We start from the raw sequence: 15,648 nt of genomic DNA, 5'->3' as shown, positions 1-15,648 counted from the left end.
CCGGGGCCGGTTGCAGGCACCCGGAGGCGCACCAAGAATGGGTGAAAGGACGCGACGCCATGTCGGAAGACGTCACACGCACCGTCACCACCCCGCCCGGCCTCCTTGCCTCCCTCGACCCGTTGCTGCGGGAGTGGCTGCCGCGGCAGCGCTGGTTCGCGGGCAAGGGGCGGCCGGTCACCGGGTTCACGCTGGTCGAGGCCACCGAGCTGCTTCCGGCCACGTCCCATCTGGGCCTGTACCACCTGCTCGTCCGCGCCCATCAGCCCGTCGTGCCCTCCCACGGGTCGCCCGGCCACCCCGGCGACTGCTACCAGCTGCTGATAGGCGTGCGCGAGGCGCTGCCGCCTCGGCTGGCGCCCGCGCTCATCGGACACGTACCGACGGGGCCGCTGGCCGGCCGGACCGTCTACGACGCCCTGCACGACACCCGGCCCGCCGAGCTGCTCCTGGAGGCGCTGCGCACCCAGGCCCGGATCGGCAGGCTCCGCTTCGAACGGGACCCCGGCCAGGACATCCGCTCCGGTCTCGTGCCGCGCGTGGTGACCGCCGAGCAGTCCAACTCGTCGATCGTCTACGGAGATACGTTCATCCTGAAGCTGCTCCGGCGGATCGTGCCCGGGGTCAACCCCGATCTGGAACTGCCGCTCGCGCTGGCCCGCGAGGGCTGCCCCAGGGTGCCCGCGCCGACGGCCTGGATGGTCGCGGACATCTCCCCCGCGGCGGACCCGGTCGTCCCGTCGGGTGCGGCGGACCCGGCGGGCCAGCCGTACGTCCTCGGGGTGCTGCAGCCGTTCCTTCAGGGGGCCTCCGACGGCTGGGAACTGGCGCTGCGCGAGCTGGCCAAGGGCGAGGACTTCGGCGCCGCGGCGCGGGCACTGGGGCGGGCCACCGCCGAGGTGCACACCGCGCTGGCCCGGGCGGTGCCGACCGTCACGCTCGGTCACATGCAGCTCCAGCTCATGGTCGACGGGATGATCGAGCGGCTGGACGCGGCCGTCCAGGCGGTGGCCGCGCTGCGGCCGTACGCCGACGGGCTGCGCTCCGCGTTCACCGCGCTGGGTGATCTGGCCGCCGAGGGCCGTACGTGGACCGCGCAGCGGGTGCACGGCGATCTGCACCTCGGGCAGTGCCTGCGTTCGCCGTCCGGCGAGTGGTGGCTGATCGACTTCGAGGGCGAGCCGGCCCGGCCGCTGGCCGAGCGGCGCATGCCGCAGCCGGCCGTGCGGGACGTCGCCGGCATGCTGCGGTCCTTCGACTACGCGGCGCGCTCGGCCGACCCTCCCCAGCCGTACTGGGCCGAGACCTGCCGCTCCGCGTACTGCGCCGGCTACGCGGAGGCCTCCGGCCGCGACCCGCGCACCGACCCGGTGCTGCTGCGGGCCTACGAGACCGACAAGGCGATCTACGAGGTGGTGTACGAGGCCCGGCACCGCCCCGACTGGCTGCCGGTGCCCCTGGCCGCCATAGACCGGCTCGCCTCGACCGGCCACCTGACCTGACCGACCACCCCTCGCCCTGGAGGCTCCGCCCGTGACCCCCCGCCCTGAGTCCAGCGGTTCGCGCCCCAAGGGGACCGCCGGGGAGAAGATCCCCGAGCAGCCCACGGCCGCCCAGCAGAAGAGCGCCGCGAAGAAGACGGCGGTGCCCAAACAGGCAGCGGCGAAGAAGGCGGCCCCGGCGAAGGCGACCGCCAAGAAGGCCGCAGCCGCACAGACCACCGTCGGCAAGACGGTGGCCAAGAAGGCGGCGACGAAGAAGGCCGCAGCCGAGAAGACGGCGGTCGAGCAGCCCGCGGCCGGGACCGCGGCGGCGAAGAAGACCGCCGCGAAGAAGACCGCCGCGAAGAAGTCGGCAGCCAAGAAGGCCACGACGGTCAAGGCGACGGCGGCCAAGACCACTGCCGTGAAGGCCGCGGCCTCGAAGTCCACGGCCGCGGAAACCGTAGCCGGCAAGGCCCAGGCCGCGACATCCCCTGCGGCGAAGACCACCGCGAAGAAGGCCCCGGCCAAGAAGGCCGGCACCGCCGAACGCGCCGCTGCCACGACCACGGCCGCCGAGGCCGTCGCGAAGAAGGCCACCCCCGCCAAGGCCACCGCCAAGAAGATCGCCGCCAAGAAGGCCACCGCGGCGAAGACCGCCACCGCCAAGAAGACCGGCACCGCCAAGAGCACGGTCGCCAAGAGCCCCGCGAAGAAGACCACCGCCGGCAAGGCGCCCGCGGGCGAGGCCGTCGCGAAGAGGAGCGCGGTCAAGAAGGCCCCGGCCCGAAAAGCCCCTGCTCGGAGGGTTCCCGCCGGGCGGGCCCCCGCCGGGGACGCCGGTTTTGCCCAGGTCGTTCCGCCGGAGATGGAGGTCGCCGTCTCGCCCGCCGTCGACGCGGTGGACCGCGAGCGGCTGCTCGCCGGCACGCACCACGCCCCGCACTCCGTGCTCGGCGCGCACCCCGTGCCCGGCGGCATCGCCTTCCGGGCGCTGCGTCCGTACGCCCTGTCGGTGACCGTCGTCTCCGGGGAACTGCGGGCCGAGCTGCACAACGACGGGGAGGGGTTCTTCTCGGGGCTGCTGCCGCTGCGGGAGGTCCCGGCCTACCGGCTGGTCGTGGAGTACGAGGGGACGGTCCTGGAGACCGAGGACGCGTACCGCTTCCTGCCCACGCTGGGCGACCTCGACCTGCATCTGATCGGCGAGGGCCGGCACGAGGAGCTGTGGACGGCGCTGGGCGCCCACCCGACGACCCACCAGGGCGTGACCGGCACCCGGTTCGCGGTGTGGGCGCCGAACGCACAGGGCGTGCGCGTGACCGGCACGTTCAACTTCTGGGACGGCGCCGGGCACATCATGCGGTCGCTGGGCTCGTCCGGCGTGTGGGAGCTGTTCCTGCCGGACGTCGGCGAGGGCGAGCTGTACAAGTTCGAGATCACGCGCCAGGACGGCTCGAAGACGCTGCGCGCCGACCCGCTGGCCCGCCGCACGGAGGTGCCGCCCGCGACCTCGTCGGTCATCACCTCCTCCGCGTACGAGTGGGGCGACGCCGAGTGGCTGGCCCGGCGCGCCGAGGTCCCCGCGCACGAGGCGCCGCTCTCGGTGTACGAGATCCATCTGCCGTCCTGGCGACCTGGGTTGACGTACCGTCAGCTCGCCGAGCAGCTCCCGGGGTATGTGAAGAACCTGGGCTTCACGCACGTCGAGCTGATGCCGGTCGCGGAGCATCCGTTCGGCGGCTCCTGGGGCTATCAGGTGACCGGCTTCTACGCACCGACGGCCCGGCTGGGCACGCCGGACGACTTCCGGTACCTGGTCGACTCACTGCACCGGGCCGGTATCGGCGTCCTCATGGACTGGGTGCCCGCGCACTTCCCGCGCGACGACTGGGCACTGGCCGAGTTCGACGGCAGGCCCCTGTACGAGCACGAGGATCCGCTGCGGGCCGCACACCCCGACTGGGGCACGCTGGAGTTCGACTTCGGGCGCAACGAGGTGCGCAACTTCCTCGTGGCCAACGCCGTGTACTGGTGCGAGGAGTTCCACATCGACGGCCTGCGGGTGGACGCCGTCGCCTCGATGCTCTACCTGGACTACTCGCGTGAGCCGGGCCAGTGGACGCCCAACGAGCACGGCGGGCGGGAGAACCTGGACGCGGTGGCGTTCCTCCAGGAGATGAACGCGACGCTCTACCGCAGGGTGCCCGGCGTGGTCACCATCGCCGAGGAGTCCACCGCCTGGGACGGTGTCACCCGCGCCACCCACCACAAGGGCCCGAGCGGCTTCGGCGGGCTCGGTTTCGGGCTGAAGTGGAACATGGGCTGGATGCACGATTCGTTGCAGTACATGAGCCACGAGCCGGTGCACCGCAAGTACCACCACGGCGAGCTGACGTTCTCGATGGTGTACGCGTACAGCGAGAACTACGTGCTGCCGATCTCCCACGACGAGGTCGTGCACGGCAAGCGGTCCCTGGTGTCGAAGATGCCGGGCGACTGGTGGCAGCAGCGTGCCGGGGTGCGGTCCTACCTCGGCTACATGTGGGCTCATCCGGGCAAGCAACTGCTGTTCATGGGCCAGGAGTTCGCCCAGGGCGCCGAGTGGTCGGAGGCGCACGGGCCGGACTGGTGGCTGCTGGACCCGGGGTACGGGGCGGAGCCCGACCACCGGGGTGTGCGGGACCTGGTCCGCGACCTGAACACCGTCTACCGGGCGACCCCGGCGCTGTGGCGGCTGGACACGGACCCGGCCGGTTTCGAGTGGATCGTCGGGGACGCCGCCGACGACAACGTCCTCGCGTTCCTGCGGCTGGACCCGGAGGGCGTCCCGGTGCTGGCGGTGTCCAACTTCGCGCCGGTCACCCGCCAGGACTACCGCCTGGGCGTTCCCGACGACGTTCCCGCCTGGCACGAGGCGCTCAACACCGACGCGGCCCGCTACGGCGGCAGCGACGTCATCAACCCCGATCCGGTCAAGCCCGAACCCCAGTCCTGGCACGGCCGCCCGGCCAGCATCCGCCTGACCCTGCCGCCCCTGGCGACGGTGTGGCTGCGGCCGGCCTGAGGGCCGGGAAGCGAGAAGCGACAGGGAGCTCAGCGTTTTCGGGGGCGGCTCATGCCGCCGCTCCCGTCAGCGTGTGCGCGATGTGGTCGGCGAGCGGGAACAGCCAGTCGTCCCGCGCGTTGCCGAGCAGGTGGTCGCCGTGCGGCACCGACAGGTGGGTGCCGTGCGGTGCCAGGCGGGCGAGCGGCTCGCCGTTGGTCACGCCGGGGATGACGTCCCGGCCGCCGTCCACGACCAGCAGGGGTGCCGTGATGCGCGGTGCCAGGTCGGTCAGATCCACCCGGCGGGCGAAGGCGCGGGCGGCGTCGGCCCCTCCGGCCCGCTCGGTCATGATGTCCCTTACGGGCCGGGGCAGTTCCGTCCAGTCGAGGCGGAAGGGGCCGCTGACGGTGGCGACGGCCACCACGCGCGGCTCCAGTGCCGCCGTCCGCGCCGCGTAGTAGCCGCCCAGGCTGAGACCGACGAGCCCGGCGCGAGTGACACCGAGGGCGTCGAGGACCCGGCCGACGACCTGCTCGTAGTCCGGCGTGAGCGTGGTCGTGGCCGTGAGGGCGCCCTGGCCCGGGCCGTCCATCGCGTAGACCGCGAGCCCCCTGGCCAGCAGCGCGGACGCCAGGCCTAGGAACTCCTCCTTGGCCGAGTCCAGGCCGGGCACGACGACGACCGTGCCGGGGGCGTCCGTGGGGCCGCGCAGCCAGCCGGTGAAGCCCTCGCCGTCGACGCGCCGTGCGTCGGGCTCCAGCACGGTCAGCGCCCGGCTCAGGGCCCGGTCCGCCCGGGCGGCGGCCCGGTTCGCCTCCGTCTGCGGCGCGAGCGTGGCGAGGTGGTACCACCGGGCCGCCATCAGGAGGTGTTCACCCGCGGAGACGGACGATCCGGCCCGTTCCGCGCGCTCGACGCAGGCGTCTGCGGCGCGGGAGAGGGACGGTCCCCAGTCGGCGACGGAGGTGAGGCCGGCGGTGACGCGCCGGTACTCGTGGGGGTCGACGCCCGCGCCGGTGGCGCGCGTCCACTGGGCGGTTACGAACTCGGGGGCGTTCATCGGTTTCCTCCCGTCAGCAGGACGGCCTTGCCGCGGATCCGGCGCTCGCGCAGGTCGACCAGGGTGTCGGCGGTGTCCGTCCAGTCGGCGATCCGGCCGATCTCCGGGTGCAGCCGCTCCTGTTCCACCAGGCGCACCAATGTCCTGAGGTCGGGGCCGTAGGGGGCGCCCGCGTAGTGGAAGTGCTGGAGGGTGACGCGCTCGGGCCCGGCGAGGAGTTCGAAGAAGTCGAGGGTCGCCGGGGTGCGGCTCGCCTGGCCGAACCAGATGACCAGGCCGCCCGGGCGGGCCTTGGAGAGGGCCACGGGCAGGTCCGGTCCGCCCGTGGATTCCAGTACGACGTCGAACGGCCCCTGGGCCGCCGCCACCTCGTGCACCACCTCGGCGCCCAGTTCCGCCAGCCGTTGGCCGCGCTCCGGTGTGGCCGTCACCGCGGTCGGCTCGGCCCCGGCGGCGACGGCCAGTTCGGTGACGTAGTGGCCGACCCCGCCCGAGGCGCCGGTCAGCAGCATCCGTGTGCCGGCCAGGGGGCCCGCGGTGCGCAGCAGGCGCAGAGCGGTGAGGCCGGCGAGGGGCAGGGCCGCCGCCCGGACGCTGTCGACGCCGTCCGGGAGCGGCGCGAGGGAGTGCGTGGGCACCGCCGCGTACTCGGCCCAGCCGCCGTGCGGCGGGTGTCCGGCCACGCGGGCGCCGATGGCGGGGCCCGACCCGTCGGCAGCGGCCTGCACCACGAGCCCCGCGACGTCCTTGCCGGGGAGCAGCCCCGGGCGGGGGTGTTCGAGGAGGAACGTCTCGCCCCGGTTCGGTGCGAACGCCTCGACCTTGACCAGTGCCTCGTCCGGTGCCGGGACGGGCGGGGGAACCTCGGCGAAGGCGACCGGGCGGGCCGCCTCCCCCGTGGGAATCAGTCTTCGCATGCCGGCCATGCAACCCCGGCGGCCGCCCGGTGATCCAACAACGAACGAGCAGGGCTGACAACTTTTGGTTGTCGCCTAGGGTGGGGAGCCATGGATCTCGACATGGCGCAGGTACGGGCCTTCGTACGCGCCGCCGAGGAACTGCACTTCGGACGGGCCGCCGGCACGCTCGGCCTGTCCCAGCAGGCGTTGTCGAAGCGGATCGCGCGGCTCGAATCGCTGCTCGGCACCGCGTTGTTCCGGCGCGGGGGCGGGGCGGTCGGCCTCACGGAGGCGGGGCGGCGTTTCCTCGCCCCGGCCCGGCAGGCCCTGGCCGCGGCCGAGTCGGCGATCGCTGCCGCCGTCGGACCGGACCGCCCCCTGCGGCTGGACGTCTGGGGGCACCTCTACGCGCCGATGCGGACCCTGGCCCAGGTCGCAGGGCATGCCGGGGATCTGACGCCGGGGCACGGACGTGATCTGCCGTCGGTGACGGCGGCCCTGCTGCGCGGTGACATCGACGCGGCCTTCGGCCGGGTCCACCCCCCGTTGCACGCCGGGCTGGCCCACCGGCTGGTGCGACTGGAGCCGGTGGACGCGGTGCTCGGCGCGGACCATCCGCTCGCCTCCGAACCGGCGCTCCGACCGGACCAGTTGGCCGGCAGCGTGCTGTGGGCGCCCGGTGCTCTGGACCGGCTCGACTTCCTGCACCGGTTCGCCCACCGCTTCGGCATCCCCACCACGGCCACGACCCTCAACCTGGGCCTCGCCCACTTCCTCGCCGAGGTGGCGGAGGACCCGCGACGGTTCTCGCTGCTGCCCGCCGACGTCCCCCTGCCGGACGTGCCGGGCCTGCGCAGCGTCCCGCTGGTCGACCCCACGCCGCTCTACGCCTGGTCTCTGCTGTGGCGCACCGGCAGCGGGCACCCGGGGCTGCACACCCTGACCACCGCCTTCGCCGCGCAGGCGGGGCGGAGCCGATGGCTGGAGTACGACCCGGTGCGCGACTGGCTGCCCGAGCCCCCCGGCAACCCGACGGCGGGCACGCCGGGTTGAGACCCTCCTTAGCCGGGGCGGGGGTCGTCGCGAGGGCGCTTGCCGGGCGGCCCGAGCCGTAGCCGGTACAGCTGATGCGCGTGCGGCGGCGACGACGGTGGCGTGGGGTGCGGCGGCCGTGTGCGCGCTGGGGCTCTCCGCCGTACTGGCGTCGGAGCACGCGTTCGGTGACGGGGCGGACTCGGTCCCGGCCCCGGCCTGCCGCGAGGGCTTCGGCGAGGCCAAGTGGGAGGAGCTGCCCCGTCACCGGTCCTCGTACCGGCCGCTGCGCTTCGACGGCGTCCGCGACGGCGGCTCCGTCTGCTCCGGTGACCCCGACCACGGCTGGAGGAACGCGACGAGCGCCGCACTCGCCCTGGCCGCCGCCCTGCGGGGTCCGAGCTCGTTCCTGCGGCGGGCGGGCCCCGTACCCGGCCGGGTGCGGGGCCGCTCCGCTACGCGAAGGCGTCCGCCAGGGGCTTCGGCAGCTCGCCGGTGTGGAGCACGCCCAGCCGCTGGGTGGCCCGGGTCAGGGCCACGTACAGATCGCTGGTGCCGTACCGGCCGGGTTCGACCACGAGGACGGAGTCGAACTCCAGGCCCTTGGCCTGGCGTGGGTCGAGCAGGACCACCGTCTGTGTGAGGTCGGGTTCGGCGCCCGCCGTCACACCGTCCAGGCGGGCCGCGAGGGAGCGGTGGAGGTCGCGCGGCGCGATCACCGCGAGCCGCCCCTCGGCCGGGGTGAGTTCCCCGACCGCCTTGGCGACGGCGCCCGAAAGGTCGTCGGTGGCGCGTGCCCAGGGCCGTACGCCCGTGGAGCGGACCGAGCTGGGCGGCTCGAACTCCGGTTGCTCGGCGCGCACCACGGCCGCAGCGACGTCCATGATCTCGGCCGGGGTGCGGTAGTTCACGCCCAGCCGGGTGTGCTCCCAGCGGTCCTCGACGTACGGCGCGAGGATGCCCGACCAGGAACCGACCCCGGCCGCCTCCGCCGTCTGGGCCGGGTCGCCGACCAGGGTCATCGAGCGGGTCGGGCTGCGCCGCATCAGCAACCGCCACGCCATCGGCGACAGTTCCTGCGCCTCGTCGACGATGATGTGCCCGAACGCCCAGGTGCGGTCGGCGGCGGCGCGTTCGGCGGCACTGCGGTGGTCGTCCTCCTCGTGCCGCTCGGCGAACCGCTCGGCGTCGATGATGTCGTGCGCGGACAGCACCTCGGAGCCCTCGGGGTCGCCCTCCTCCTTGTCCTCGAACTCGTAGGTCCGGGACGCGTACGACACCTCCAGCACGCCCTGCGCGTAGGCGATCTGCTCCTCCCGCTCGCGTGCTGCGCGCTCCCGGGCCAGCCGGTCGTCGTCGCCGAGGAGTTCGGCGGCCTCGTCGAGCAGCGGCACGTCCGCGACCGTCCAGCGCCGGGTCACCGGGCGGCGTACGGCCTCGGCGTCCTCGGCGGGCAGGAACTCCTCGGGTGCGGCGAGGAAGTCGGCGACGAGCCGCTGCGGGGTGAGCACCGGCCAGAGCTGGTCGATCGCGGACCAGACGTCGGGGTTCTCGGCGAGGTCGTCGCGGATCTGGGTGATGTCGCTGGGGTCGAGCAGGCTGGACCCGTCGAAGGGGTCGGTGCCGATCCGCTCGGCGTACAGGTCGGTCAGGGCGTTGAGGATGTGGCCCTCGAAGTGCTCGCGGGCGGCGTTGTGCGGCAGCTTGGCGGCGCGGGTGCGCTCGCGGGCGACGCCGACCAGGCCGTCGTCGAGCATGAGGACCTCGCGGTCGTGCTCGATGGCGATCACCGGGTCGGGCAGCGCCTGCCGGCCGCGGACGACCTCGGCGAGGACGTCGGCCATGTCGGCCCGGCCCTTCACCGCCGCGGCCTGAGGCGTGTCGGCCGCGCTCGCCTTCACCCCGGGGAACAGCTCGCCCACCGTCGCGAGGAGCACACCGGTCTCGCCGAGGGAGGGCAGCACCTCGCCGATGTAGCCGAGGAACGCCGGATTGGGCCCGACGATCAGCACGGCCCGCTTGGCGAGCAGTTCCCGGTGCTCGTAGAGCAGATAGGCGGCGCGGTGCAGGGCGACCGCCGTCTTGCCGGTGCCCGGGCCGCCCTCCACGACCATGACGCCGCGGTGCGGGGCGCGGATGATGCGGTCCTGGTCGGCCTGGATGGTCTGCACGATGTCGCTCATGCGGCCGGTGCGCGCGGAGTTGAGGGCGGCGAGCAGCACGGCGTCGCCCGTCGGGTCCTCGTGGCCGGTGCGGGTCGCGTCGCCGAGGTCGAGGATCTCGTCGTGCAGATGGGTGACCCGGCGGCCGTCGGTGGCGATGTGCCGCCGGCGCCTGAGGCCCATCGGGGTGTGGCCGGTGGCCAGGTAGAAGGGGCGGGCCACGTCGGCACGCCAGTCGATGAGGACGGGCGTGCGCTCCGCGTCGTCGGTGCGCAGGCCGATGCGGCCGATGCGATGCGTGACGCCCGAGGTGAGGTCGATCCGGCCGAAGCACAGGGAGCCGTCCACCGCGTTCAGCGCGGCGAGCAGCCCGGAGCGCTCGGCCACGAGGATGTCCCGCTCGAGTCTGGCCTGCATGGGGGTGTTGCCCTGCGCGAGCGCGTCCGTGACGGAGGTCTCGGCGTCGCCGCGCAGCGCGTCCACGCGCGCGTACAACCCGTCGATGAATTCCTGTTCCTGTCGCAATTCATCGTCCGGAAATTCGGTGTTTGACAATTCCGCTCCCGCCCGGATATACTGTGCTCACTGAACTTCGCTGTGACTTCAACGGACTTCAATCCACTTGAAGTCACGAACAAACAAATATACGCAAGGAAATCCCCCGAGCGCAATTGCTCGGGGGATTTCCTGTATCCGGGCCGCGCTCGGGCCGCCGCTCACAGCACGTCGGCGAGCTCCTCCAGCAGCCGTCGCTTCGCCCGGGCTCCCACCATCGACTTCACGGGCTCGCCGCCGCGGAACACCATGAAGGTCGGCATGGACAGGACCTTGTAGGCGTTGGTCGTCATCGGGTTGGAGTCGACGTCCAGCTGCACGACCTTCAGCCGGTCGCCCTCCTCGGAGGCGAGGGCCTTGAGCACCGGGCCCATCTGCCGGCAGGGCGGGCACCAGTCGGCGGTGAACTCCACCAGTACCGGCAGCTCCGCGCCGATCACCTCCGCCTCGAAGTCCGCGTCCGTCACATCGGTCACGCCGGTCACCATGTGTCCCCTCCCAGCTCGCACACGGGTTCCGGACCACCCGGAACCTCCGCCTCGGCGGCCAGCTCGGCCCGGGCCAGCTGCCGCGCGACCGTGTCCCGGACGGTGGTCAGCTCACCGATCAGGGACTCCAGCTCGCCCAGCTTGCGCCGGTAGACCGCGAGCGACGCCGGGCAGGAGTCGCCCTCGGGGTGCCCGGCGCGCAGGCACTCCACGAAGGGCCGCGTCTCCTCCAGGTCGAACCCGAAGTCCTGGAGCGTCCTGATCTGCCGCAGCAGCCGCAGATCGCTCTCGTCGTAGGTCCGGTATCCGTTGCCCGTGCGCCGCGCGGGCAGCAGCCCCCGCGACTCGTAGTACCGCAGCGTTCGCGTCGTGGTCCCGGCCCGTGCGGCCAGCTCGCCGATTCGCATGCGGTCGAACGTAATCCTTGACCCCGGCGTCAAGGCAACAGCGGTTTGCGCTCCACCGGGGAGGTCAGCACGATCGACGTCGTGGTGCGGCCGAGCACGGAGACGCCCTCCAGGACGTCCTCCAGGTGGACGGTGTCGCGGACGGCGACCTTGAGGATCCAGCAGTCCTCCCCGACCACGTGGTGCACCTCGGTGATCTCGGGGCGCTCGATCAGCTCCAGGGTCCTGGGGTGCTTGAGGGTGTAGCCGCCGTGCGGGTTCACGCGGATGAACGCCTGGATGCCGTAGCCGAGCCGGGCCGGCACGACGTGGGCGCCGTAGCCGCTGATCACCCCCGCCGCCTCCAGACGCCGCACCCGCTCGGTGACGGCCGCGGGGCTGAGCCTGACCCGGCGGCCGAGTTCGCTGAGCTTGATCCGGCCCTCGGTCTGCAACAGCTGGAGGATCTGCCGGTCCAGCGTGTCGAAGGCCGCCGATGTTTCGTCGGCGGTGGTGCGCAACTGCCGTGGTTCTTTCGGCGCGGACGCCTGAACTCCCATGGTTCCCCCTTCAGAGCGCGGATGTACGCCGGGAGAATTATGACCATGGAAAAGGCCCTGGAAGTCCTGGTCATCGGCGGGAACCGTTACGTCGGAAAGCGTCTGCTCGCACGGCTGCTCGCCGCGGGCCACCGCGTCACCGTGCTGAACCGGGGGTCCTCCCCGCCGCCCGCCGGGGTGGACCACCTGCGCGCCGACCGGGACGACGAAAGGTCGCTGACCGGCGCGCTCGGCTCGCGCTCCTTCGACGTCGTCGTCGACCAGGTCTGCTACACCCCGCGCCAGGCCGCGATCGCCCACCGCGTCTTCTCCGGGCGCACCCGCCGCTATGTGATGACCTCGACGGTCGAGGTGTACGAGTACGAGGACTCCCCCGCCCTCGTGCGCGAGGAGGCCGTCGACCCGGCCACCGTCACCGTCGACCTCGAACTCCCCTGGGACGACCCCGCGTTCCTGGAGGCCCACTACGGGGAGGGCAAGCGGCAGGCCGAGGCGGTCTTCGCCGCCGGGGGCGCGGCGCTGCCGTACACGGCGGTGCGGGTGGCCCATGTGCTGGGCGGGGACGACGACTTCACGGGCAGGCTGGCCCACTACGCCGAGCGGATAGGCACCGGCGAGCCGATCGCCGTGCCGGCGGTGAACCGGCCGGCCACCTACGTGTACGTCGAGGAGATCGCCGGCTTCCTGGCCTGGGCGGCGGGCGAGGACTTCACCGGCCCGGTGAACGCGGCCTCCTCCGGGGCGCTGAGCACCGAGGAGCTGTGCGCGGCGGTGGCCGCTCATGTCCCCGGCGGCCGGGCCGCGTTCCGGCCCGTGGAGGTCGGGGAGGTCTCGCCGTTCTCCTTCCGCCGCTCCTACGGCATGGACAACACCCGGGCCGCCCGGCTCGGCTTCACCTTCGGCGAGGCCCGGCAGTGGCTGCCGCGTGCCGTCGCCGAGACGCTCGGGAAGGCCGGCTGACATGCGCTACAGGACACTCGGCGGGTTGCGGGTGAGTGCGGTCGGGCTCGGCGCGATGCCGCTGTCCATCGAGGGCCGACCGGACGAGGAACGCGCCCTGGCCACCGTGCACGCCGCTCTCGACGCGGGGGTGACCCTGCTGGACACGGCGGACTCGTACCATCTGCCGGGCGCGGAGCCCGGGCACAACGAGCGCTTGGTGGCCCGCGCCCTGGAGACCTACGGCGGTGACACCTCCGATGTCCTGGTGGCGACGAAGGGCGGCCGCGGCCGCCCGCCGGGCGGCGACTGGACCGTGAACGGCTCCCGCCGCCACCTCAAGGCCGCCGCCGAGGCGTCGCGCGAGCGGCTGGGCGTGGAGGCGATCGGCCTCTACCACCTGCACAAGCCCGACCCCACGGTGCCCTTCGAGGAGTCGGTCGGCGCGCTGCGCGAGCTGCTCGACGCGGGCACGATCCGGCTGGCCGGGGTGTCCAACGCGGACGCGGGCCAGATCCGCCGGGCGCGCGAGATCCTCGGCGACCGGCTGGTGTCGGTGCAGAACCGGTACTCTCCCGCCGTCCGGGACAGTGAGCCGGAGCTGCGGCTGTGCGCGGACCTGGGGCTGGCGTTCCTGCCGTGGAGCCCGCTGGGCGGACTGTCCCGCAGCTCCCTGGACGGGCCGCCGCGCACGGAGGGGGCGGAGCGCTTCGCCGCGTTCCACGCGGTGGCGGCGGAGCGCGGCGTCAGCCCCCAACAGGTCGCCCTGGCCTGGCTGCTGGCCCGATCCCCCACGATCGTTCCGATCCCGGGGGCGAGCCGACCGCACACGATCAGAGACTCGGCAGCCGCGGCGGACCTGCTGCTCACCGCGGAGGAGACGGCCCGCTTGGACGAGGCGACCGGGAGTGGTGCGCATCCGGCGCCGGTCACGAAGGCGTAGTCGTCCCTACTGCCGGGGGAAGCCGCAGACAGCCAACGCGGCGGACCTGTACGGCTGGACGACGCGGCCGGGGCGGCGCGCGTTCGGCGCCGGTCACCAACACGGCGTCTTCCGGCCGCCGGAGGGGCGAGCGGCCGCAGACGGTCACGGCCTCGGCCACCGCGGCGGACGTGTCCGGCTGGACGACGTGCCCGGCTGGATGACGCGGCCGGGCCGGACCACGCCGGCGCCGGACAGGCACGCGGCGCCGGGCACGCGGCGCCGGGCACGCGGCGCCCGCCGCCCATCGGCGGTGGCGCCGCTCTCGTGACAGGTCGTGGGCCGCCGGGTGCGCAAGTCCCGCCTGCCCGGAGGCGAACGGCGGGACTGCGTGGAGACGGGGGACATGGTGGACACGGCCTAGCGGGCCCCGGCGGACTCCAGTTCCTTGTTCTCGTCCGCAGGCTCCTCCAGCGTCTTCTCCTTGCCCGGCAGGAGCAGCGCCACCAGCACCGTGCCGATGCCCAGGATCACGGCCCCGATCAGGCTGGTGTGGGCGACCGCGTCGGAGAACGAGGAGCCGACCGCGTCGGCCATCTGCCGGGCGCCGCCCCCGAGTTGCTCGGCCTGGGCCCGGAGCCGTTCGGCCTGCTGGGGGTCGCTGGTGTGCGCGGCCTGCTCGGCGAGCTGCCGGGCCTTGTCGCCGATGCCCTGGGCGACGGCGTACCCGGCCCCGACGGAGTCCTGGGCGGTGGACAGGGAGGAGGCGGGGAGCTTGCTGCCGGCCGTGGCGTCCGAGAGGTGGCCGGAGTACGACGTCGCCAGCAGCGAGCCCAGGATGGCGATGCCCAGCGATCCGCCGAGCTCCAGCGACGTGTCGTTCACCGCGCCGCCGACGCCCAGCTCGGACTCCGGGAACGCGCCCATGATCGCGTCCGTGCAGGGCGAGAGCGCGAGTCCGATCGAGAGGCCGAGGACGACCAGGGGCGCGACGAAGTCGCCGTACGACGAACCGGCGTCGACCTGGGTGAGCAGCGCCAGGGCCGCCGTGCCGCCGACCATGCCGGCCGTGACGGTCCACTTCATGCCGACCCGGGGCGTGAGGAAGCCGGTGAGGGCCGCCCCCACGAAGACCGCGCCCGCCAGCGGCAGCATGCGCAGGCCCGTGTCCAGGGCGTCGTAGCCGAGGACGAACTGGAGGTGCTGCGTCAGGTAGTAGAAGGCGCCGAAGACCGCCAGGAAGAACAGGGCGACGGCGAGGTTGGAGCCGGCGAAGCCGCGGTTGGTGAAGCGGCGGACGTCGAGCAGCGGGCGCGGGTGGCGCAGCTCCCAGAGGACGAACGCGACGAGCCCGGCTCCGGCGACGACCGCCGCCGTGACGGCCTTGACGCCCCAGCCGAAGTGCGGCCCCTCGATGATCATGTAGACCAGCGCGGCGATCCACACCACCGACAGCAGTCCGCCGCCGTAGTCGATGCGCCCGCGGTCCGCGGCCTTGGACGGCGGTACGAGGACGAAGGCGCCGAGGATGGCGAGGATCGCGATGGGGACGTTGATGAGGAACGTCGAGGACCAGCCGTGGTCCGCGAGCAGCGCGCCGGCGACGAGCGGTCCGGCCGCGATGGCGAGGCCGGCCGTGGCGGTCCACAGGGTGATGGCCTTGGCCCGTTCGGCGCGCGGGAAGGTCGAGGCGAGGAGGGACAGCGTGGCGGGCATGATCATCGCGGCGCCGGCGCCCATCACGGCCCGTGCGGCGATGACCGTCGTGGAGCTGTCGGCGAGGTACCCGAAGACGGAGCCGCCCGCGAACACGACCAGCCCGAGGACGAGCGCGCCCCGGCGGCTGTACTTGTCGCCTATCGCGCCGAGCAGCAGCATCAGCGCGGCGTAGGGGACGGTGTAGCCGTCGATCACCCACTGCAGGTCGGCGCTGTTCAGGCCGAGGTCCGCGGTCATGTCGGGCGCGGCGACGGTGAGGGCGGTGTTGGCCATCACGATGATCAGCAGGCTGAGGCAGAGCACGAGGAGCGCCCACCAGCGGCGTGCGTAGGGGCGGTCCATCCTCTCGGTCGGTTCGTTCATGACGAGTCGCATGGCAGGGGTTGCCTTCCCGGC

Annotated in this window: 12 protein-coding genes; 5 read left to right on the top strand and 7 right to left on the bottom strand. The window is 73.3% G+C overall.

Annotation, left to right across the window (positions count from 1 at the left end):
* The first annotated feature begins 59 nt into the window (after positions 1-59).
* Complete coding sequence (locus tag QOL88_RS27470; RefSeq protein WP_097220736.1) at positions 60-1,502, top strand: maltokinase N-terminal cap-like domain-containing protein; 1,443 nt, start codon at positions 60-62, stop codon at positions 1,500-1,502.
* Between the two features lie 31 nt (positions 1,503-1,533).
* On the top strand, positions 1,534-4,548 hold the full coding sequence (gene glgB / locus QOL88_RS27465) for a 1,4-alpha-glucan branching enzyme (RefSeq protein ID WP_097220734.1): 3,015 nt from the start codon (positions 1,534-1,536) through the stop codon (positions 4,546-4,548).
* A gap of 49 nt (positions 4,549-4,597) precedes the next feature.
* On the opposite strand, the gene QOL88_RS27460 is transcribed toward glgB, so the two are convergent.
* Positions 4,598-5,590 (bottom strand): alpha/beta fold hydrolase, encoded by a 993-nt coding sequence (locus QOL88_RS27460; protein WP_097220733.1) that lies wholly within the window; start codon positions 5,588-5,590, stop codon positions 4,598-4,600.
* Entirely contained in the window at positions 5,587-6,507 is a 921-nt protein-coding gene (locus QOL88_RS27455; protein WP_097223207.1) for a zinc-binding dehydrogenase, read from the bottom strand. The genes QOL88_RS27460 and QOL88_RS27455 overlap by 4 nt, the downstream gene beginning before the upstream one ends.
* A 90-nt stretch (positions 6,508-6,597) precedes the next feature.
* On the opposite strand from QOL88_RS27455, the gene QOL88_RS27450 reads away from it, so the two are divergent.
* The gene (locus QOL88_RS27450) at positions 6,598-7,542 is read left to right on the top strand and encodes a LysR family transcriptional regulator (RefSeq protein WP_097220732.1); all 945 of its coding nucleotides are present in this window, start codon (positions 6,598-6,600) and stop codon (positions 7,540-7,542) included.
* A 434-nt stretch (positions 7,543-7,976) separates the two neighbouring features.
* On the opposite strand, the gene QOL88_RS27445 is transcribed toward QOL88_RS27450, so the two are convergent.
* The 4 genes from QOL88_RS27445 to QOL88_RS27430 form a co-directional block, all read right to left on the bottom strand.
* Positions 7,977-10,208, bottom strand: coding sequence for a HelD family protein (locus tag QOL88_RS27445; protein ID WP_257027906.1), 2,232 nt, complete (start codon positions 10,206-10,208; stop codon positions 7,977-7,979).
* Between the two features lie 191 nt (positions 10,209-10,399).
* Positions 10,400-10,714: a thioredoxin family protein gene (locus QOL88_RS27440; RefSeq protein WP_179878978.1), complete on the bottom strand. Its 315-nt coding sequence runs from the start codon at positions 10,712-10,714 to the stop codon at positions 10,400-10,402.
* Positions 10,715-10,719: 5 nt separating this feature from the next.
* Complete coding sequence (locus QOL88_RS27435) at positions 10,720-11,133, bottom strand: MerR family transcriptional regulator (protein ID WP_097220727.1); 414 nt, start codon at positions 11,131-11,133, stop codon at positions 10,720-10,722.
* A 29-nt stretch (positions 11,134-11,162) separates the two neighbouring features.
* Positions 11,163-11,672 carry an Lrp/AsnC family transcriptional regulator gene (locus tag QOL88_RS27430; protein ID WP_179878977.1) on the bottom strand — a complete coding sequence of 170 codons (510 nt, stop codon included), beginning with the start codon at positions 11,670-11,672 and terminating at the stop codon, positions 11,163-11,165.
* Positions 11,673-11,717: 45 nt separating this feature from the next.
* On the opposite strand from QOL88_RS27430, the gene QOL88_RS27425 reads away from it, so the two are divergent.
* A complete protein-coding gene (locus QOL88_RS27425; protein WP_097223206.1) occupies positions 11,718-12,632 on the top strand; it encodes an NAD-dependent epimerase/dehydratase family protein in 915 nt (304 codons plus the stop codon).
* Position 12,633: 1 nt separating this feature from the next.
* Positions 12,634-13,554, top strand: coding sequence for an aldo/keto reductase (locus tag QOL88_RS27420; RefSeq protein ID WP_097220721.1), 921 nt, complete (start codon positions 12,634-12,636; stop codon positions 13,552-13,554).
* Positions 13,555-13,953: 399 nt separating this feature from the next.
* Here the strand turns inward: QOL88_RS27420 and QOL88_RS27415 are convergent, their stop codons facing one another.
* Positions 13,954-15,627 carry a DHA2 family efflux MFS transporter permease subunit gene (locus QOL88_RS27415; RefSeq protein ID WP_097220718.1) on the bottom strand — a complete coding sequence of 558 codons (1,674 nt, stop codon included), beginning with the start codon at positions 15,625-15,627 and terminating at the stop codon, positions 13,954-13,956.
* Positions 15,628-15,648: the final 21 nt, after the last annotated feature.

The sequence above is a fragment of the Streptomyces sp. Ag82_O1-12 genome, assembly GCF_900182715.1.
Lineage (GTDB): Bacteria > Actinomycetota > Actinomycetes > Streptomycetales > Streptomycetaceae > Streptomyces > Streptomyces massasporeus.
This window is presented reverse-complemented; position numbering and strand designations above follow the sequence as displayed.